The 18,821-nt window shown below is 72.6% G+C and carries 17 protein-coding genes; 9 read left to right on the forward strand and 8 right to left on the reverse strand.

What is annotated here, in order from left to right; translation table 11 throughout:
- The first annotated feature begins 79 nt into the window (after positions 1-79).
- The 6 genes from ACIHFE_RS27275 (at position 80) to ACIHFE_RS27300 (ending at position 8,313) form a co-directional block, all read left to right on the forward strand.
- Positions 80-448 (forward strand): MmcQ/YjbR family DNA-binding protein, encoded by a 369-nt coding sequence (locus tag ACIHFE_RS27275; RefSeq protein ID WP_400110566.1) that lies wholly within the window; start codon positions 80-82, stop codon positions 446-448.
- A 78-nt stretch (positions 449-526) separates the two neighbouring features.
- A complete protein-coding gene (locus tag ACIHFE_RS27280; protein WP_400110568.1) occupies positions 527-721 on the forward strand; it encodes a DUF2795 domain-containing protein in 195 nt (64 codons plus the stop codon).
- 191 nt (positions 722-912) lie between these two features.
- The gene (locus ACIHFE_RS27285) at positions 913-1,545 is read left to right on the forward strand and encodes a ScbR family autoregulator-binding transcription factor (RefSeq protein ID WP_400110570.1); all 633 of its coding nucleotides are present in this window, start codon (positions 913-915) and stop codon (positions 1,543-1,545) included.
- Positions 1,546-1,701: 156 nt separating this feature from the next.
- Complete coding sequence (locus tag ACIHFE_RS27290; RefSeq protein ID WP_400110612.1) at positions 1,702-5,877, forward strand: SNF2-related protein; 4,176 nt, start codon at positions 1,702-1,704, stop codon at positions 5,875-5,877.
- On the forward strand, positions 5,874-7,070 hold the full coding sequence (locus ACIHFE_RS27295; RefSeq protein ID WP_400110572.1) for a hypothetical protein: 1,197 nt from the start codon (positions 5,874-5,876) through the stop codon (positions 7,068-7,070). The genes ACIHFE_RS27290 and ACIHFE_RS27295 overlap by 4 nt, the downstream gene beginning before the upstream one ends.
- A gap of 82 nt (positions 7,071-7,152) precedes the next feature.
- Positions 7,153-8,313, forward strand: a complete 1,161-nt coding sequence (locus ACIHFE_RS27300) for a globin domain-containing protein (RefSeq protein WP_400110574.1) — start codon at positions 7,153-7,155, stop codon at positions 8,311-8,313.
- A gap of 64 nt (positions 8,314-8,377) precedes the next feature.
- Here ACIHFE_RS27300 and ACIHFE_RS27305 read toward each other — a convergent pair whose 3' ends face one another.
- The 8 genes from ACIHFE_RS27305 to proP form a co-directional block, all read right to left on the reverse strand.
- Positions 8,378-9,631, reverse strand: coding sequence for an acyltransferase (locus ACIHFE_RS27305; RefSeq protein WP_400110576.1), 1,254 nt, complete (start codon positions 9,629-9,631; stop codon positions 8,378-8,380).
- A 124-nt stretch (positions 9,632-9,755) separates the two neighbouring features.
- Entirely contained in the window at positions 9,756-10,595 is an 840-nt protein-coding gene (locus ACIHFE_RS27310; RefSeq protein WP_400110578.1) for a trypsin-like serine peptidase, read from the reverse strand.
- A 162-nt stretch (positions 10,596-10,757) separates the two neighbouring features.
- A complete protein-coding gene (locus ACIHFE_RS27315; protein WP_400110580.1) occupies positions 10,758-11,135 on the reverse strand; it encodes a hypothetical protein in 378 nt (125 codons plus the stop codon).
- A 58-nt stretch (positions 11,136-11,193) separates the two neighbouring features.
- Positions 11,194-11,586 carry a roadblock/LC7 domain-containing protein gene (locus tag ACIHFE_RS27320; RefSeq protein WP_400110582.1) on the reverse strand — a complete coding sequence of 131 codons (393 nt, stop codon included), beginning with the start codon at positions 11,584-11,586 and terminating at the stop codon, positions 11,194-11,196.
- Between the two features lie 94 nt (positions 11,587-11,680).
- Entirely contained in the window at positions 11,681-12,448 is a 768-nt protein-coding gene (locus ACIHFE_RS27325; RefSeq protein ID WP_400110583.1) for a transcriptional regulator, read from the reverse strand.
- On the reverse strand, positions 12,448-12,825 hold the full coding sequence (locus ACIHFE_RS27330) for a hypothetical protein (protein WP_400110585.1): 378 nt from the start codon (positions 12,823-12,825) through the stop codon (positions 12,448-12,450). Before ACIHFE_RS27330 ends, ACIHFE_RS27325 begins: the two co-directional genes overlap by 1 nt.
- 196 nt (positions 12,826-13,021) lie before the next feature.
- Positions 13,022-13,495: a DUF5709 domain-containing protein gene (locus tag ACIHFE_RS27335; protein ID WP_400110587.1), complete on the reverse strand. Its 474-nt coding sequence runs from the start codon at positions 13,493-13,495 to the stop codon at positions 13,022-13,024.
- 101 nt (positions 13,496-13,596) lie between these two features.
- Positions 13,597-15,192, reverse strand: a complete 1,596-nt coding sequence (gene proP, locus ACIHFE_RS27340; protein ID WP_400110589.1) for a glycine betaine/L-proline transporter ProP — start codon at positions 15,190-15,192, stop codon at positions 13,597-13,599.
- A 213-nt stretch (positions 15,193-15,405) separates the two neighbouring features.
- Between proP and ACIHFE_RS27345 the strand changes: the two genes are divergently transcribed.
- The 3 genes from ACIHFE_RS27345 to ACIHFE_RS27355 form a co-directional block, all read left to right on the forward strand.
- On the forward strand, positions 15,406-16,785 hold the full coding sequence (locus ACIHFE_RS27345; RefSeq protein ID WP_400110591.1) for a S8 family serine peptidase: 1,380 nt from the start codon (positions 15,406-15,408) through the stop codon (positions 16,783-16,785).
- 98 nt (positions 16,786-16,883) lie between these two features.
- The gene (locus ACIHFE_RS27350; RefSeq protein WP_400110592.1) at positions 16,884-17,780 is read left to right on the forward strand and encodes an SAM-dependent methyltransferase; all 897 of its coding nucleotides are present in this window, start codon (positions 16,884-16,886) and stop codon (positions 17,778-17,780) included.
- A 289-nt stretch (positions 17,781-18,069) separates the two neighbouring features.
- Positions 18,070-18,821: lytic transglycosylase (locus ACIHFE_RS27355; protein ID WP_400110594.1), on the forward strand; the 752-nt coding region annotated here is incomplete at its 3' end.

Consider the following 18,821-nt stretch of genomic DNA (forward strand, 5'->3'; position numbering starts at 1 on the left):
ACGCGACACCGGCCTGGTCGTCCCGCACCGCCGCGAACGCGGGAAGATCCTGCGTGACTGCTGCCACTACCGTAGCGACATGATCATCGACGCCCGCGCCGTGCGCCGTTTCGCCCTGTCCCTGCCGGAGACGGTGGAGAAGGAGGCATGGAACATGCCCACCTTCCGGGTCGCCGGAAAGATGTTCCTCACCGTTCCCGACGACCAGAGCTCCATCGCGGTGCGCTGCCCCAGGCATGAACGGGCCGAGCTGATCGCGGCCGAGCCGGAGAAGTTCTGGGTGCCGCCGCACGAGGCGAGCTCGGCCTGGGTGCGGGTGCGGCTGGCCGCCCTGGAGGATCTGGCGGAGCTGCGGGACATCCTGCGGGACTCCTGGCGGCAGGCCGCGCCGCCACGGCTGCTGGAGGCGTCGGGGGAGCCGGGGGAGTCGGAGAAGTCGGGTGATTAGTCCGGATATTTCCGGGTACCCGGCGTAGCCGCGGCCGTTCTCTCGGGCGGCGGTGGATACACGACACAGGAGGTCTTCATGGCCGGCACCAACCCCATCGAGCTGCAGAAGGCGCTGAAGAACGCGCACTACCCCACCGACAAGCAGCACCTGGTCGAAGTCGCCAGGAAGAACCGGGCGAGCAATGACGTGGTGGAGAAGATCTCCGACCTGAAGAAGGACCGGTTCGACAGTCCCGCCGATGTGCAGGAGGCGGTGTTCCGCTCCAAGTGACGGCCATGTGAGGTCCGGGGGACGGCGGGCGCGCGGCGCCCGCCGTTCTTGGATCCCGTGTCTGAATATGGGCCTGTATAAGCCCGGTCAAACATCACCATAAGCATCGGTTTAACCTTGGAGCATCGCCGGGACGGGGATGGTGTCCCGGCTGTGGTGGGCCGGTGAGAGGGATGAAGTAGCCGATGGCGATGCAGAGTCGTGCAATTCGCACTAAGCGGGCGATTCTGGAGGCCGCGGCCACGGTCTTCTCCGAGCACGGCTATGCGGCGGCCAAGGTGGCCGACATCCTGGAACTGGCCGGGGTCACCAAGGGAGCGCTGTACTTCCACTTCGACTCCAAGGAAGAGCTGGCTCGCGCGGTCATCGACGCCCAGGCCGCCGACGCCCCGCCGCCGGTGCCGCAGGCCCTGCGCACCCAGGAGTTCGTGGACCTGGGCATGGTCTTCGCCCACCGCCTCACCCACTCCGTCCTGCTGCGCGGCAGCATCCGGCTCACCGGCGAGAGCGGCGAGTGCGAACTCAACCGCACCAGCCCCTACCGGGACTGGACCCACCGGGGCATCGAGCTGCTGGCGGAGGCCGGCCGGCAGGGGGAACTGCAGCCCCAGGTCGACGCCACCGAGACGGCCAGGCTGGTGGTCGCCTGCTACGCCGGGATCCATATGATGGCGCGGGCCCTGGATGAACTGCACGACCTGGAACGGCATGTGTCGGCGCTCTACCGGCATGTGATGCCGGGCATCACGGTGCCATGGGCGCTGGGCGCGCTGGATATGACGCCGGGGCGCGGGGCGCGGGTGCTCGCGGAGGCGGCCGCGTAGGACGGCCGCGTAGGGCGGTCGGCATCAGGGAAAGGGTTCGAACGCCCCTGCGGGGCGTGTCTCTTCCGTACGAACGGCCTCCCGTTCCGCCCCCGGCCCCACCGCCGCTCTGGTTGACTCCTCCGGGAATCCGGAGAGGAGTCGCCCTTGACCTCTGTGCACAACGACCACCATCCCGACTACCGCGTCCTGGACGCGGAGCGGTGGCATGCCACCCTCAAGTCGGCCTGCACCCGGCGCACTTACCCCCAGGCCCTCACCGCCGAAGTCGTCCGCAGAGCGGCCGAGGGCCGGCTGAGCCTGCGGGACCTGCGCCTGCTGCTCCTGGTCGCACCCGATCACCCCGCCCGCCAGGCCGCCATCGACCAGGTCGCCGCGAACAGCGAGGCGGCCGGTCAACTCCTGCTGCTGCACGCGCAGCTGGAGTCCTGGCCGCCGCCCGTGGTCACCGACGCGCCCAAAGACGGAGCACCCGAACACCGGGCCACCGCCCTGACCGGCCCGCCCGGCCGTCCGGTACGCGGCCCCGACTGCCGGGCGGACAGCCGCAAGGCCGCCCGGCAGGGTGCCCAGCTGGCCCTGCTGTGCCGGCTGGCCGGGGTCACCCCACGGCCGGCCGCCCCGGACACCACCCCGGCCCGCACCGCCCGCGCCCTGGAACCCGGCCTGCCCGGCGAGGAGTTCGAAGCCCTGCTGAGACAACGCGCCACCGACGGCACCGGGCCGGGCGAGGAACTGCTGGAGGAGATCCTGCGCCGCGCCTCCGCCAGCCGCCTGCGCCACCGGGACCTGGAACTCCTGCTGTTCCACACCGACGGCCCGCCCTGGGCGGCGGCCCGGGCGGCGGCCCTGGCCCTGGTGGCCAGAATGCCGCCCACCGCCGAAACCCTGCTCACCTGGCACGCCGAACAGGACGGCCGGCCCGGAGCCGACTACCGGCAGCAGGCCGCGGAACCCGGGTACACCGTCACCGCCCGCCTGGGCTCCCACACCGGCGGCCCCCGGCAGGCCCTCAGCCGCAAGGTCGCCCGGCACTATGCCGCCGTCGACCTGCTCGCGCGCCTGGCCGGACTGGAGCCACCCCGGGTGACGGTCCCGGACCGGCCGGAGAACGAGAAGAAGGTCGCCCCGCTGAAGGCCGGCGACGACCCGCTGAAGCTGCTCAACAAGTACACCCAGCTGGAAGTCATCACCAAGCCCGGCTATACCTTCGGCCGTGGCCGCCCGGGCTCCCGGTCCGCCGTCACCTGCACCGCCACCTGTGACTACCGGGGCCGCCGGGCGGAGGTCTCGGCCCAGGGCCGGGCCGCCTCCAAGGCCGAGGCCCGGATCGCCGCCGCCCGCGCCCTGATCGGCGCGCTCAGCCAGACCGCCGGACCGCCGGCCGCCGCCAACCCCCCGGCCCCCGACTCCCGTTCAGTGCCCGCCGCCCGTCCGGCACCCCCCCCCCCCGCGCCCCGCCGGCCGCCCGGAGCCGTACCCCCGTCCGGCACCCCGGCGGCCGGCCGCCCCGCCGCAGCCCACGCCCTGGAGGCGCTCCGAGCCGGATGCGCGCTGGTCTTCGTCCCGGCGCCGGCCCCGCCCCAGGCCCGCCTGCTGATCCACCGGCCCGACGGCAGCCCCATGCCCGGCGAGCCACCGCCCGCGCCGCTCACCCCGGCCCGCCACCAGCTGGCCCTGGAACGGCCCGAAGGCATCCGGACGGCCCAAGTCAACGGCTGGGCCCTGCCCTTGGCCCAGGCCGTACCCATCCTGCTGGACCTGGACGGACAACCGGCGGTCCACCCCACCGTGCGCGCCTGGGCCCGGGCCGCCCGTACCGGACTGCGCCTGATCGCCGCCCGGCTGGTCCACCCGGCCCTCACCCCGGCCGGCCTGGACACCTGGCGCATCGGCCCACTGCCCGAGGACACCCGGCTCGCCCTGGACCGGCTCGCGGCCCAACTGCCCCCGCATGCCCACTGCACGGCCGCCGGCCCCCAGCCGCACATCCCGTCACCCGGCCGCGCCCTGCGGGAGTTCCTGGACGCCCTGGCCGACGCCCTGCTGCGCACCCCCGGCGCCACCCCCCTCTTCGGCGACCTGCCCTACCTGGGAACCACCGCCCGCCCCGCCCCCCAACTGCGGCTGTGGGCCGACGCGGTGGCCGATCGCTGCGAGGGCGGCATCACCCCCGACCTGGTCCTCCGGGTCGAACCCCCCGCCCCGGCGGACGCCGAGGCCGGACGGCTGCGCGCCACCCTGCTGCTCCAGCCGCCCGGCACGGACCGGGCCGAACCGGCCGCCGAACTCCTCACCGGCCGCCACCGGACACCCGCCCTGGACCAGCCGGCCCTGCGCCGGGCGGTGCGCGCGCTGCGCCGCGCCGCCCAGGACTGGCCCCCGCTCAAACGGCTCGCCGACCAACACCCCCCGGACAGCCTGTCCCTGACCGCCACCGACATCCTGGAACTCCTCGGCGAGACCGGCACCCTGCTGGACGGGCACGGCCTGCGCGTCCAGTGGCCGGCGGAACTGCGCGAGGCGCTGGGCACCCGCACAGTGGTCGGCACCACGGCCCACGGCGGCTTCGGACTCACCCAGCTGCTGGACTTCCGCTGGCAGTTGGTGCTGGACGGACAGCCGCTCACCGAGGCCGAGATGGACCGGCTGGTGGAGGCGGCCCGCCCGCTGGTCAGACTGCGCGACCGATGGGTCCTGGTCGACCCGGACACCGCCCGCCGCGCCCGGCACCGCGGCCTGGAGCCGCTCACCGGCGCCGCCGCGCTGACCGCCGCACTGTCCGGCTCGGTCACCGTGGACGGCCGGGACTACGCCTGCGAGCCGGCCGGGGCCCTGGCCGAGGTGGTCGCCACCCTGCGTGGCGGAGAGGCCGCCCGCCCGGTGCCCGCGCCCCGCGCCCTGCGCGCCCAGCTGCGCGACTACCAGCACCGGGCGCTCAACTGGCTCGCCCACACCACCGACCTGGGCTTCGGCGTCTGCCTGGCTGACGACATGGGCCTGGGCAAGACGCTCACCTCCCTCGCCTTCCACCTGCACCGCCATGAACACGGCCACACCGGCCCCACCCTGGTGATCTGCCCATCCTCCCTGGTCACCAACTGGGCCCGGGAAACCGCCCGGTTCGCCCCCGGCACCCCCGTGCTGCGCTACCACGGCCACCAGCGCTCGCTGGCCGGACTGACCGACGCGGCCATCGTGGTGACCACCTATGGCATCCTGCGCCGCGACCACCGGCGGCTGGCCGCCGTCAACTGGGGCCTGGTGATGGCCGACGAGGCCCAGCATGTGAAGAACCACCGCACCCAGACCGCCCGTTGCCTGCGCGAACTGCACTCCGGTGTACGGGTCGCGCTCACCGGGACACCGGTGGAGAACACCCTGGACGAACTCTGGGCGATCCTGGACTGGGCCAACCCCGGCCTGTTCGGCACCCTGCCCCGGTTCCGCGAACGCTACGCACGCGATGTGGAACGGGACACCAGCGCCCCGGCCGCCCGCCGGCTCACCCGCCTGATCAGCCCCTTCCTGCTGAGGCGCCGCAAGAGCGACCCGGGTATCGCCCCCGAGCTCCCGCCCAAGGTGCACCAGGAACGCATCGTCCAGCTCACCGCCGAACAGGCCGCGCTCTACGAGGCCAATGTACGCGAGGCGATGGCCGCCGTACGGGGCTCCGCCGGCCTTGGCCGGCAGCGGATGGTGCTCCAACTGCTCACCTCCCTCAAACAGATCTGCAACCACCCCGCCCACTATCTGCACCACCGCACCACACCCCCGGCGGCGGCCGAGCCGCCGTTCGCCGAGCGGTCCGCCAAACTCAAGGCCCTCCAGGAGCTGTTGACCACCATCGGCGAACGCGGCGAATCCGCCCTGGTGTTCACCAGCTATGTGGTGATGGGCCGGCTGCTCCAGAGCCACCTGGACACCCTGGGCCTGGACCCGCTGTTCCTGCACGGCGCCACCCCGGCCGCCCGGCGCCAGGAGATGGTGGACGCCTTCCAGGACGGCCGGCACCGGATCCTGATCCTCTCCCTGCGGGCCGCCGGCACCGGGCTCAACCTCACCCGCGCCACCCATGTCATCCACTACGACCGCACCTGGAACCCCGCCATCGAGGACCAGGCCACCGACCGCGCCCACCGGATCGGCCAGCACCGCACCGTCCATGTCCACCAACTCATCAGCGAGGGCACCGTGGAGGACCGGATCGCCGCCCTGCTGGAGAGCAAACGCGCCCTGCACCACGCCGTCCTGGCCACTGGCGAAAGCGCCCTGGGCACCCTGACCGACCGGGAACTCGCCGACCTCGTCACCCTGGGGAAGAACACATGAGCACGGACGGCCGGCCCCCCACCGCCCGCTGGGCCGACACCTGGACCACGGCCCTGGAGACCGCCGCCGGCAACCCGGCCGTACTGGCCGAGGGCCGCGCCCAGTTGGGCACCCTGGGCCCGCTCAACGTCAGCGCCGGCCTGGTCACCACCAAAATCCCCGTCCCCGGCGTCCAGGCCAGGATCCGCCCGGTGATCGACGTCCTGGTGCTCGGCACCGAAGCCTGGGACCGGATCCACGACGCCCTCGCCCAGGACCCCGCACTGGCCGCCGTGCTGCGCACCGACCGCCTCCCCGACGCCCTCACCGACCCCGCCCGCACCGCCGGGATTCCCCTGGTCCCGCCCGCCACCGACCTCTCCTTCCGGTGCAACTGCGGTGCCGGGCCCGGCATCTGCCCGCACACCGCCGCGCTCGGCTATGCCCTGGCCCAGCGGCTGCGCACCGCCCCGGCCGTACTGTTCTCGCTGCGCGGGCGCGCTCATAAACACCTCCGCCGGCACCTCGACGGATACGACGCCGCACCCACGGCGGACCAGGACGGCATCCCGGCCGAGGACGCCTACCGGCACTGGCGCGACCGCCCGCAACGCGCCCTGCCGCCCCCGGACTCCGGCATCCCACCGGGCGAACCCCTACTGGACGGCGACCTCCAGGAACCGCCCGCCCCGGCCCCGTCCCTGACCGTGCTGGGCGCCCTGGCCAGCGACGCCGCCCGGCGCGCCCAGGCCCTGCTCCAGGGAGACCACTCCCCGCCGGCCGAGGACCCGTTCACCGACGCGGTGCGCCTGCTGGCCACCGCACCGGGGGCGCCCTGGGCCGCCGAGGCGGCCGGCCGCCTCGGCCTGGCGCCGGGCCAACTGCGCCGGCTGAGCGCCGCCTTCGAGTACGGCGGCCCGGACGGCATCCAGGTCACCGTGCACCGCCTGCCGGCCGACCCGGAGGCCCTGGCCCGGGCCGAGGCCGCCATCCAGCCCTTCCGCCCCGCCCAGTTGTCCACCCTGGAACGCGACCACAACCGCCTCACCGACCGCGGCGCCCGCGTCCAGCTCCGGCTGGGCCCGGACGGCCGCTGGTACCCCTTCACCGACTGGCTGGGCACCTGGCGTCCCGCTCCCGGCCCGTCACCCGACCCGGCCACGGCCTACAAGGCCGCCCGGGCGGCGCTGGCCCGCCAGCCGGGCGGGGTGTGAACGGCGTCGGCCGTCCAGGGCCCAACGGCCCTGGTGGGCGGGGCCCTTAGGGCACTCGGGGGCAGTGCCATACTGCCGCCTCATGAACACCGTGAGACCCGAGTACCACGCCCTGCTGGCCCGGCATGACGCCATGCGGTTACGCCGGCGCCTGCTGTCCACGGCCCCGGACCCGGCCGGCGGCCGGCCGCCCTACGACGGGGCGGCCGACCAGGCAGTGATCCACCGGTACCTGGACACGGTCACCCCCTTCGAGGAGCTGATCGCCCGCTTGTATGCGGCGCTGTTCGAGCAGTGGCCCGCGCTGCGGACGCTGTTCCCCCAGTCCATGGCCTTCCAGCGGCAGCATCTGGCCGACATTTTCCGCTACTTGACCGAGCAGCTCCACCAACCGGAGGAGATCGAGCGCACCTTCGCCCGGCTGGGCCGTGACCACCGCAAACTGGGCGTGCGGCCCGCGCACTTCGCCGCCTTCGAGACCGCGCTGTGCCAGGCGCTGCGCGCTACGGCCGGGGCGCGGTGGACCGAGACCATGGAGCGGGCCTGGCTGCGGATGCTGCGCTTCGCCGTGGCCGCCATGGTGGCGGGCGCCGAGGCGGCGGTGGGCGAACCCACCGCCTGGCAGGCCACGGTGACCGGCCATGAGCCGGCCGGCCCCGGCCGGGCGCGGCTGCGGGTCAGGCCGCATGAGCCCTACCCCTACCGGGCCGGGCAGTACGCCGGCCTGGAGTCCCCGCTGCTGCCCCAGGCATGGCGGCCGTACGCGGTGGCCGGTGCGCCCCGGCCGGACGGTGAGCTGGAGTTCCACATCCGCCGGGCGGGCCCCGGCGGGGTGAGCGAGGCGCTGGTGGACCACACCAGGCCGGGCGACATCCTGCGGCTGGGCCCGCCCGGCGGCGGACCCACCCTCCAGGATGTGCCGCCGGCCCGGCCGGTGCTGCTGGTGGCGGGCGGCTGGGGCTGGGCGTCGGCCCAGGCCCTGCTGGAGGAACTGGCCGTACGCCGGCGCCCGGTGCCGGTGTTCCCCGGCACCGGGCGGCCACTGGACCCGGACGCCGCCGCGCTCGGCCGACGCTCGCCCTGGGCACGGCTGGTGCCACCCCGGGAGACGGCGGCGGCCGCCCGGAGAGGAGACTTCTCGCGACACCTCGCCCTGGTCAGCGGGCCGTCGGAGCGGGTCGAGGAGACCGTGGCCGAGCTGCTGGCAGCGGGACTGCCGGCCGGGAACCTCCGGCGCGGGTAACGGCCCGGCCCAGGCCGTCCCGGCGCCGCCGCCCGGCGGGGTTTTCGCGCGGCATCCCGCCCGGTCAGTGAGCCGTCGGAGACGGTCGAGGAGACAGCGGCCGGGCTGCCGGCAGCCGCACCGCCGGCCGGAGACCTCCGCCGTGGTGGGCGCCGTGAACCGTACCGGTCCGTCGTATGCCGCGCCCCCGCCCGGACGGCCGCTCGAACCGCCGGAACACCGCCCAGCAGGCCGCCAGGGCCAGCCCGAAGACCGGCACCCACAGCAGCCGGAGCGCCGCCCAGGCGGGACCGTCCGGCGCGGTGTGCAGGGCGGGCAGCGGCCCAACCGCCAGGCCCAGGGCGGTGACCGCCATCATGGCCGTCTGGTGCCAGAGGAAGACCGTCATGGCACAGAGGTTGGCCAGGGCCACCACGGCCCAGGCCAGCGGCCTGCGCAGGGCCCGCCGCAGCGGCTCCATCAGCAGCAGGGCCAGCCCGCACTGGGCCAGACCGAAGGCCACCGCGGCCAGCGTGGGTGGACTGAGGTTGGAGACCGCGGCCCCCGGCACCCCGACCATGCTCGCCGGGTAGCCGCCCCACAGCACCAGGGCCACGGTCGCCGCGCCCCCGCCCAGGAGCAGGGGCAGCCCCGCGTAGCGTTCGGCCAGCCCGCCCCGGGCACAGACCGCGCCGAGGGTGAAGGGCACCAGCCAGCCGGCGGCCACATTGACCCAGCCCAGCCAGGCCGGTCCGCCCAGGGCGAAGCGCGCCAGGTCGACCACGGCGACCACGGCCGGCGGCCACCCCGGGTGCAGCCGGGCCACCAGTGGGGTCGCGGCGGTGAGCGCCGCGAACACCAGCAGGAACCACATGGGGGAGATCACCAGGTTGACCAGGGTCCGTACCGTTCCCCCGGGCACACCCAGCGCCAGCAGCACCCCCGTGACCAGGGCCCATACCACCAGCACCACGGCGGCCGGGCGGGCCAGCCGGCCCAGCCGGCCGGCCGCCCACTGCCGGTAGCCGGCACCCCGGCGGCGCGCGGAGCGGTAGCCGCGTACCGCGCAGAGCCCGCCGACGAAGAAGAACAGCGCCAGCGTCTGGCACACCCAGGACACCGGCGCCAGCCAGGGCATGTGCCGCAGCGGGCTGTCCCCGTGCAGTTCCCCGCCGCCGGTCGAGACCAGCGCGGTGACCAGCCAGTGGCCCAGCACCACCCCCAGGATGGCGAAGGCCCGCAGGGCGTCGACGGCCCGGTCACGCCCGGGCGGGGTCAGGTCCGCCACCCGCCGCGCCAGGGCGCGCGGCGCGGGCGGCCGGGATATGCGCAGGGTCATGGCCGGGCTTCCTTCCGGTGGGGGTGAGGTCCGGAGCGGAAGCTAGGGGCGCGGCCGGCCGGTCCGCGTCACCCCGGGGTGCCAAGGCGGTTCTGGCACCCCGGTATGAGGGGGATGACGCGGCTCAGCCCTTGCCCTCCTGGGCCACGGCCCGGTCGTAGAGCCGGCGGACGGCGGCGTCGAAGTACGGGCTGTAGGAGACGTCGTCGCTGTCGCCGCCCTTCTGGTAGCCGCCGATGACCCCGATCACCGAGCCCTTGCGGGTGTCCGGGTCGAAGTCGGTGACCCAGGGACTGCCGCTGGTCCCGCCGCTGTAGCCGGTGCAGGCGATCCGCATCTGGTGATCGTTCTGCCGGCTGATCCGGTTGCCGCAGGTGATGGGCTCGTTGCCGCCCTCCGGGTAGCCGGTGATCCGTACGTCGTGGCCGAAGCCCCGGTCCACGCCCAGCCGATTGGTGCCCAGCACATCGGCGATGTGCTTGCCGTCCAGCGGTTTGAGCACAATGAAGGCCACATCGAGGTCGGGGTCCCCGGAGCCGGTCCACCGGGGGTCCACCACCAGGGCGGCGGGCTGCCAGATGCCGTCCGGGGTCCGCCCGTCCCGGTAGCCGGGGGCGAAGACGATGTCCCGCCTGTAGCCGCCGCCCGCCCCGGTGTGCACACAGTGCGCCGCGGTGATCAGCAGGGACTTGCCGGGGCTGGACACCACACTGGCTGTGCAGAAGTGATCGCCCGAGGTGTCGTGCGAGAACAGCGCGCCCACCCTGGAATTGGACAGCGTCGCCCGGGCGGTGTGGGACACCCCGGGGTGGTGACCGAGCGGCCTGGCATGCGCCAGCCGTTCCCTGGACCAGATGGGCGTGTCCGGGGGACGGGTGGCGGGCACCCGCGCCGTACCGCCGGAGGAACAGCCGGCGAGGGCGAGGAGGATGAGCAGCAGACTGGTGCAGGGCCTTGGCCGCATGCCGGAACGTTACCGGTATCTCGCCCCATAGGCCCGCAACTTGGGCCGCCTTCGTTCCCGCGCGGACACGGGGAGCGAAGACGGCCGAGGACGACGGCTGTGCGCCGGGCCGGATGCCGCTGGGCTGCCAGGGGAGCCGGGTGCCGGACGCACAGCCCGGCGTCAGACCTCCAGGCCCCCTTCGATGGACTTCAACTGGTGCCGGGCCATGGCCAGATTGGCCCGGGACCGGTCCAGCGCGAGGTAGAGGAACATGCCCTTGCCGTTGCGCCCGGTCAGCAGCCGGATCAGGTGGTACTGGCCGCCCAGGGTGATGAGGATGTCCTCGATCTCGTCCTGCAGGCCCAGCATCTCCATGGTGCGCACCTTGGCCCGGACCACATCGGTGTTGCCGGCCGCGGCCACCGTCAGATCCAGGTCCTTGCCGCCGCCGACCGTACCCAGCGCCATGCCGCTGGTGTAGTCGACCAGAGCCGCGCCTATCGTGCCCTCGATGGAGGTCATCGCTTCCTTCAGCGCGGTCTCGATGTTCATGGCCATGGCTGTGGTGATTCCTTTCACTTGGGATGTGTCAACGATGGGGGGAATCAAGGGGAGTTCAGCGGCGTTCGGCGCGGCCCAGGGAACTTTCCACGAGCTGCGCTATCTGGGCGCTGCACCGGCGGACCTCCAGCTGGAGGCGGCCGACATTGGCGCGTGGTTCGGCGAGTACCGTCACCACCGCCGAGGGGCCGGCCGCATAGATGGCCACATAGCCCCGCTCGCCGCGTACCAGCAACTCGCGGAATTCTCCCTGGGCGGTGGCGTCGGTGAGCCGCATTCCCACGCCGAGTGCGGCCGCGGTCAATGCGGCCACGCTCTCCGCCTCGGGCGTCGCACTGTCATGGGCGAGCACGAAACCATCGACGGTGGCCGCCAGGGCACCGGTGAGATGGGGCACTCTCGCCCGAAGTCGCTGCAATTCCTTGCCTACTTCGGCGTCCACGGTCATCAGCCGGTTCCTTCCAGCGCGCTGACGCAGCATCCGCCTCATGACGCTGCGGATATCGCGGGTATCGGGGGGTGGACACGGTCCGGGCCGGGATTCACAGTCGTGCCTCCAAGGCGTCACGAATGCGGCGCAGCAGCGCGATGTCCGGTACGGCCGCCGCGTCCGCGCTCCAGGGGACGAGGGGGGTGACGGGAGGTGACGGCGGGGCGAGGGCCGGGGTGTCGATATGGCCGGCGGCCGCCAGCCGCCTTATGTCGACCAGGGTGTGGAACGCCGGGCGGCCCAGCAGCCGGGCGATGTCACTGGGGGTCCGTACGCCGTCGGCCAGGCCGAGCACGGCCCGCTGGCGGCGGCTGGGGGCGGGGGAGTGGGGCGCGGTACGGCGCACCACGGGTGTGGTGTCCACCTGGGGGTGCGGCCACAGCCCGTTGAGCAGGGCGGTGCGGCGCCGGCTCTCCCGCTCGACGGCCCCGGCGGTGATGGGGCGGAGCCGGCCGAACCAGTGCTGTGCGCCGGGGCGGAAGCGGGTGGGGCCGCCCCGGGCCGCCGCCAGGACGAAGTAGCTGGCGTCGAACAGGGCGGACAGATGGCAGATCTCCAGTTCGCCACAGGAGAGCCGGCCGCTGTCCACCAGGAAGCGGCCCACCTGCCGCAGGGCTCCGGCGCGGTCGATGGCGCCGCGCCAGTGGTCGTCGGTGAGCCGTCCGCCGACGGTCAGCAGGGTGCCGACCCCGGGCGCGGCGGGGCTCTCGGCGTGCACCACGGCGCCGTCGGCCAGGTAGAGGGTGCCGGAGTCGCGCAGCAGGGCGCCGGTGGCATGCCGGGCGGCCAGGTCGAGCAGGACGGCGCAGGGGCCGGGCATCAGCTGAGCACCAGTTCCGCCGCCAGGTGGCCCAGCCGTAATCGGGCCAGGGCCAGGTTGGCGTGCGTCCGGTCGAGCCATAAGTGAATCAGGACGCTGCTGTCGAAGCCGGTTTCCACGAACCGCAGCACATGGAAGTCGGTGCCGGTGGTGACGATGACGTCCTCCACCGGGAATTCGCCGCGGGCCCCGATGGCCTGGTGCTCGGCGGCCAGCCGGGCCAGTTCGGCGGTCTCCGCGGCGGCGGCCTCCCGGTCGTCGTCGGGAGCGTCGCCGGCCGTGCCCAGGGCCAGACCGCTGACCCAGTCGAGTACCGCCGCGCCACGGGCTCCGGGCAGGGCCATGACATCCAGCAGGCACTCTTCGATTCCGGGCATGGAAATCCCCTTGATCCGGGCAACTGCGCGGTGACAAGGGGAAGCGTAGGGAAGCCTGGCCAACGGTGAGTGGGTTTCCGCATTTTCCAGCGAAATATGCGCGCGGTGCGTTACGGGCGGCCGCGAACTGCCCGCTCGGCGGCGGTGGTTGGCGGAATTCCGCAAAGAGGTTGCCAAAGGGGAAGCGGCTGCGCGCTCACAACTCCCCTTCGGCGCCCGCCTCCTCGTCGATGATGTGTATCGCCGCCTCCTCGGCGGACGCCGCTCCGCCGTTGATGCCCACATCGCGGGCGAAGACATCGTTGCGGCGGGGCGGCATGCGGTCGGTCACCGGGATGAGGCGGCCCGCCCGGGCATCGCCCACCTCCTCGTCCAGCGGCTCGCCCGCCTTGTCGCTCTCGTCGCCGATGCCGTCGCCGTCGGGCACGGTGATGTCCGGCACTTCCTCGGCCAGGCGCTGGTCCAGGGTCTCGCCCTCGCGCTGTTCCCGCGCGGTGGTGCCGTAGTGATTCACGGCCAGCGGCCGCTCCGGCGGCGAGTAGCCCTCGTCGAGAATGCTGTCGAGGCCGTCCCGGCCGAGCGCGTTCTCCAGGTCGAGGTCGGAGGGGTTGTCCCGGTCGTCGGACCGGACCGGCTGATAGACCTCGTCGCCCATCGCGTCATCGGACATGGGTCCTCCTTCTTCGCTCCTCGCCTCCGAGTGGTCGCCCACGCCTGAGGTGCCCCCTCTTCCATTCTCCGCGCGGCTCCCGCGCACCGCGCGGCGGGTGGTCACGGACGGTCGTGGTGCCGGTGTCCCGGGTGGCGCAGCCGCAGCCAGGTCTCCCGGGCCCGGCGCCCGGCCTCGATCCGGCTGTGGGCGACCAGCTGCCGGGCCTGCTCCTCGCTCTCCACCATCGGCCCCGAGCCGCGCAGCGGCCGGCCGGCGGTCTCGTGCAGGAAGAAGGCGGAGGCGAAGCCGATGGCACCGGCCACCATCAGGTAGTAGGCCGGGATCATCTGGTTGTGGGTGCTCTCGATCAGGGCGGAGACCGCCAGCGGGGTGGTGCCGCCGAACAGCGAGACCGAGATGTTGTAGGAAACCGACAGGGCGCCATAGCGCAGCCGGGTGGGGAAGAGCGCGGGCAGGGTGGCGGCGGCGGTGCCCGCGAAGCAGACCAGCAGCAGCCCCAGGATCAGGCAGCCCAGGGCCGGCAGCAGGGTGCCATGGGCCCGGATGAGCAGCAGCGCGGGGATCGCCAGGGCCACCAGGGCGGCGCTGCCGGTCATGAACACCGGCCGGCGTCCCCATAGGTCGGAATAGCGGCCCACGGTGGTGATGGTCAGCGCCACCACGAGCATGGTGCCCAGGATCAGCAGCTGGGAGGTGGTGGCGTCCCGGCCGAGCGTCTCGGTCATATAGGTCGGCAGATAGGAGGTGACCAGGTAGTTGGTGACGTTGTAGACCACCACCAGACCCATGCAGATCAGCACCGCGTGCCAGTGCTTGGTGAAGGTCTCCTTCAGCCGCCCGTGCCCGGACTGGCGGGCCTCCTCGGCGTGCTCCCGGTGGGCGGCCTCAGTGTCGTCGCCGCCCGGCTCCATGCCCACCGATGCCTCGGCCCGGAACGCCGGGGTCTCCTCCAGCCGCATCCGCATATAGAGCCCGATCAGCCCCAGCGGCCCGGACAGCAGGAAGGGCAGCCGCCAGCCCCAGTCGGTCATGGTGTCCGTACCCAGGGTGGCGGTGAGCGTGGTCACCAGCGCGGAGCCCAGGGAGTAGCCGACGAAGGTGCCGAAGTCCAGCCAACTGCCCAGGAAACCACGGCGCTTGTCGGGCGCGTACTCGGCAATGTAGGTGGTGGCCCCGGCGTACTCGCCCCCGGTGGAGAAGCCCTGCACCAGGCGGCAGACCAGCAGCAGTACGGGGGCCGCCAGGCCGGCCGTGGCATAGCCGGGCAGCAGGCCCACGGCGAAGGTGCTCACCGCCATCATGATCATGGTGGCCGCCAGCACCTTCTGCCGTCCGATGCGGTCGCCCAGCGGCCCGAAGGCCAGTCCGCCCAGGGGGCGCACCAGGAAGGCGGCGGCGAAGGTGGCGAAGGCCGAGATCACCTGGACGCCGGGGGAGCTGCCGGGGAAGAAGACCTTGCCCAGCACCGCCGCCAGGTAGGCGTACACCCCGAAGTCGAACCACTCCATCATGTTGCCGAGCGCCGCGGCCGAGACGGCGCGATGCACCTCGGGGCGGTCGGTGACCATGACCTCTTCGAGGCTCAGCGGACTCTTCCGGCGGCGCAGCACGGTGCGCAGCAGCCGGTCGGTGGCCGGAGTGCTCTCTCGCTGCCATCCGGCGCGGCCGGGCTTTGGCGGCTTTCTTCCGTCCATGGAGTTATTCAACCCTTTGGTGCTGTCTGGTGCTTTTCGGGAGACCGCCGAAGCGGACTTGCCCGCGCGTACCCGGGTAAGCCGGTCGTAAGCATCTTCGTATTCAGGTAAAACGTTCGCCATCAAGAGACCAAGGCTCTTGTTCTGTTCATGACCTCCCGATGGGATCTTGCCCAGCCGCCTCAGCGGCTCCGCCCACTCACGGGAGATTCCATGCGCCTTGCTCGTCCCCGGCCGCGTACCGCCGCCACCGCGGCTGTCGCCGCCACCCTCGCCGCCGCCGCGCTGACCGCCGCCCCGCAGACCGGGACCGCGCAGGCCGCGACCATCCCGCACACCTTCGCCAAGCCGGCCATCGCGGGGCACGAGCTGGCCAAGGGGATAAGCACCCCGCTGTCCATCGCGGAGTGCCAGGCCAAGTTCAAGCTGAACTGCTACAACCCGCTGCAGTACCGCCAGGCGTACAACCTCAACTCGCTCTACAAGTCGCACATCACCGGCAAGGGCCGCACGATCGTGATCGTGGACTCCTTCGGTTCGCCGACCATCCAGCACGACCTGGACGTGTACAGCAAGCAGTTCGGCATCAAGAGCACCAAGGTCGACGTGGTCAAGTGGGGCAACGTCCCCACGTTCGACCCCAAGAACGCCGACATGACGGGCTGGGCCGGCGAGACCACCCTGGACGTGGAGATGGCCCACGCGGTGGCCCCGGACGCCAAGATCGTCCTGGTGGAGACCGCGGTCGCCGAGACCGAGGGCACCACCGGTCTGCCGGAGATGATGGACGCCGAGCAGGCCATGATCAAGAAGGGCGTCGGCGATGTGATCACGCAGAGCTTCGGCGCCACCGAGAACACCTTCCCGGGCTTCGAGAAGGGCGACTTCTCCAGCATCAAGAAGCTGCGGTACGCCTTCCAGGAGGCCGCCCGCAAGCATGTCACCGTGCTGGCCTCCTCCGGTGACGGCGGCGCCACCGACAACACCGCGGACGGCAAGGGCTACTACAAGGAGCGCGTCAACTCCTGGCCCTCCTCCGACCCGCTGGTCACCTCCATCGGCGGCACCCAGCTGCACCTCAACGACAAGGGCGACCGCGTCAAGCCGGACAGCGTCTACAACGACCACGGCGCGGGCGGCGGCGGCCAGTCCCACGTGTTCACCCGCCCCTCCTTCCAGAACAGCGTGAAGAAGGTCGTCGGTGACCGCCGCGGCACCCCGGACGTCTCCATGGCCGCCGCGGTCGACGGTGGCGCCTGGATCTACACCAGCTACGACCCGACCGCGGTCGGCTGGGAGATCACCGGCGGCACCAGCGAGGCCAGCCCGCTGTTCTCCGGCGTGATCGCCCTGGCCGACCAGGCCGCCGGCAAGCGGGTGGGTGACATCAACGAGGCCCTGTACGCGCTGAACGCGCGCTCCGCCCACGACCGCTCCACCGGCATCGTGGACGTCGCCGACGGCACCAACAACAGCTACGCCGGTGTCACCGGCTACACCGCCGTCAAGGGCTACGACATGGCCACCGGCGTCGGCACCGTGGACGCCAACCGCTTCGTCCGCGCCCTGGCGCGTGCCAGCCGTCACCACTGACGCTCCAGCCCCACGCTGAACGCTGGACGACATGCCTCGCCTTCGGGTGGGGTAGGTCGTCCAGCGTTCTCGCGTATAGGGGTAACGGGAGGTTGTCAGTGGAAGACGTGCGCAACACCGGGCAGTGGGACATCGTCACCGGGGCCGGCATCACCGCACTGGCGGTGGCGGCCGGCCGGGCGATCGAGACAAGCCGCCCGGACGCCTTGATAGTTGACCGGTTCGCCGGCTGGTTCCTGACCGAGGCGCGCTCCCCGGTACCCATGCCCAGCTCGGCCGACGACCCCGAGGTCAGAGAGCTGCCCAACGGCGGCTGGGCCGCCATGTCCCGTTACATAGGCGTCCGTTCACGGGCCTTCGACGACTACCTCCAGGAAGCCGCCCGCTCCGGAATCGGCCAAGTGGTCATCCTCGCCTCCGGGTTGGACACCCGGACCCACCGCCTGGACTGGCCGCAGGGGACCATGGTCTTCGAAATCGACCAGCCCGCCGTGCTGGACTTCAAACTCCGGGTGCTGCGCGAGGGCGGCGCCGAAGCGGCCTGCGAACACCGGCCGGTGCCCGTCGACTTGCGGGACGACTGGGCCACGGCCCTGCGCGAGGCCGGCTTCGACCGCTCCCTGCCCACCGTCTGGCTGGCCGAAGGACTGCTGCCCTACCTCCCCGCGGACGCCGAGGAACGCCTCTTCCAGGAGATCCACCGCCTGTCCGCCCCCGGCAGCCGGCTGGCCGTCGAGCAGGTCAGCGAGATCGACAAGGCGGTCGCCGCCACCGCCCGGGCCTCCCGGGACACCGGCTCGCGCATCGACCTCGCCCAGCTGGTCCACCGCGACCGGCGGCCCCCGGCCGACCAGCGGCTGGCCGGCATGGGCTGGCATGCCGAGTCCATCAGCCCCACCGAGGCCGCCGCACGCTACGGCCGGTACCTGGGCCCGGAGAACTCCCCGGGCGGGCACATCCTGCACGCCTTCGCGGAGCTGCCGGCGGCTGCCTGAGGGGTGCCCCACGGGGCTCCCGGCCGGCGCGCGCTGTGAGCCAGGCCATGGGACGCAGATCACTTACTGAAGTGCTTAGTGCTGTAGTCCCTCGCATTTCGGCCGTATTCCGGGTTTTGGCGCGCTTCTATGCGGTCTGCGGTAGTAGGTCACAGTCTTGTCCCGGGCTTTCCGGGCCGCTAACAATGGCTGGGCCGCAGGGCGCCGTGGATCGGATACGGCGCCTTCCGTATTGCCGGGCTTCCGGCCGCTGCGGCACCCGCGATCGAAATCGAGGTCCTGCTTCGTTATGCGCTCCAACCACTCTGGCTATACCCGTCTGTCCAAGGTCCACAAGATTTCCGCCGCCGCGCTGACGGCCGCGGGTGCGGCCGCCGTGGTGTTCACCGCGGTGGGTGGCGCGTCCGCCGCCGAGCAGTCGGGTGTGGTCAAGCCGGTGGCGTTCAACGCGAAGTCCTTCGGCCAGGACCAGGACGCGGAGCTGGCCAAGCGGGCCGATGCCGCCGCCGCCCAGGCGAAGGTGCAGGCCGCCGAGCGCAAGAAGGCCGACGCCGCCGCGAAGGCCGCCAAGGCCGCGCGGGAGCGTGCGGACAAGGAGCGGGCCGAGAAGGCCAAGGCGGACAAGGTCAAGGCCGAGAAGGCCAAGGCCAAGGCCAAGGCCAAGGCCGAGAAGGCTGCCAAGGAGCGCGCCGCCGCGGCCGCCGCGAGCCGTTCCGAGGCCCGCGCGCCCATCCAGGCCCCGGTCGCCCCGGTCGCCCCGGCGCCCAAGGTGTACGCCGACAACCTGGACGGCTGGATCAACCAGGCGCTGGACGTCATGCACGCCAAGGGCATCCCCGGCTCCTACGACGGCATCAAGCGCAACATCATGCGTGAGTCCACCGGCAACCCGCAGGCGATCAACAACTGGGACATCAACGCCCAGATGGGCATCCCCTCCAAGGGCCTGCTGCAGATCATCGACCCGACGTTCAAGGAGTTCCACGTCGACGGCACCTCGTGGGACATCTACGACCCGGTGGCCAACATCGTGGCGTCCTG

Origin of the sequence: Streptomyces sp. NPDC052396, assembly GCF_044593195.1 — a bacterium.
Classification (GTDB): Bacteria; Actinomycetota; Actinomycetes; order Streptomycetales; family Streptomycetaceae; genus Streptomyces.

Bases quoted from the DNA above. Each gene is read 5' to 3' on its own strand.
- ACIHFE_RS27275 (WP_400110566.1), top strand. From the start codon at position 80: ATGATCATCGACGCCCGCGCCGTGCGCCGTTTCGCCCTGTCCCTGCCG.
- ACIHFE_RS27280 (WP_400110568.1), top strand. From the start codon at position 527: ATGGCCGGCACCAACCCCATCGAGCTGCAGAAGGCGCTGAAGAACGCG.
- ACIHFE_RS27285 (WP_400110570.1), top strand. From the start codon at position 913: ATGCAGAGTCGTGCAATTCGCACTAAGCGGGCGATTCTGGAGGCCGCG.
- ACIHFE_RS27295 (WP_400110572.1), top strand. From the start codon at position 5,874: ATGAGCACGGACGGCCGGCCCCCCACCGCCCGCTGGGCCGACACCTGG.
- ACIHFE_RS27300 (WP_400110574.1), top strand. From the start codon at position 7,153: ATGAACACCGTGAGACCCGAGTACCACGCCCTGCTGGCCCGGCATGAC.
- ACIHFE_RS27305 (WP_400110576.1), bottom strand. From the start codon at position 9,631: ATGACCCTGCGCATATCCCGGCCGCCCGCGCCGCGCGCCCTGGCGCGG.
- ACIHFE_RS27310 (WP_400110578.1), bottom strand. From the start codon at position 10,595: ATGCGGCCAAGGCCCTGCACCAGTCTGCTGCTCATCCTCCTCGCCCTC.
- ACIHFE_RS27315 (WP_400110580.1), bottom strand. From the start codon at position 11,135: ATGGCCATGAACATCGAGACCGCGCTGAAGGAAGCGATGACCTCCATC.
- ACIHFE_RS27320 (WP_400110582.1), bottom strand. From the start codon at position 11,586: ATGACCGTGGACGCCGAAGTAGGCAAGGAATTGCAGCGACTTCGGGCG.
- ACIHFE_RS27325 (WP_400110583.1), bottom strand. From the start codon at position 12,448: ATGCCCGGCCCCTGCGCCGTCCTGCTCGACCTGGCCGCCCGGCATGCC.
- ACIHFE_RS27330 (WP_400110585.1), bottom strand. From the start codon at position 12,825: ATGCCCGGAATCGAAGAGTGCCTGCTGGATGTCATGGCCCTGCCCGGA.
- ACIHFE_RS27335 (WP_400110587.1), bottom strand. From the start codon at position 13,495: ATGTCCGATGACGCGATGGGCGACGAGGTCTATCAGCCGGTCCGGTCC.
- proP (WP_400110589.1), bottom strand. From the start codon at position 15,192: ATGGACGGAAGAAAGCCGCCAAAGCCCGGCCGCGCCGGATGGCAGCGA.
- ACIHFE_RS27345 (WP_400110591.1), top strand. From the start codon at position 15,406: ATGCGCCTTGCTCGTCCCCGGCCGCGTACCGCCGCCACCGCGGCTGTC.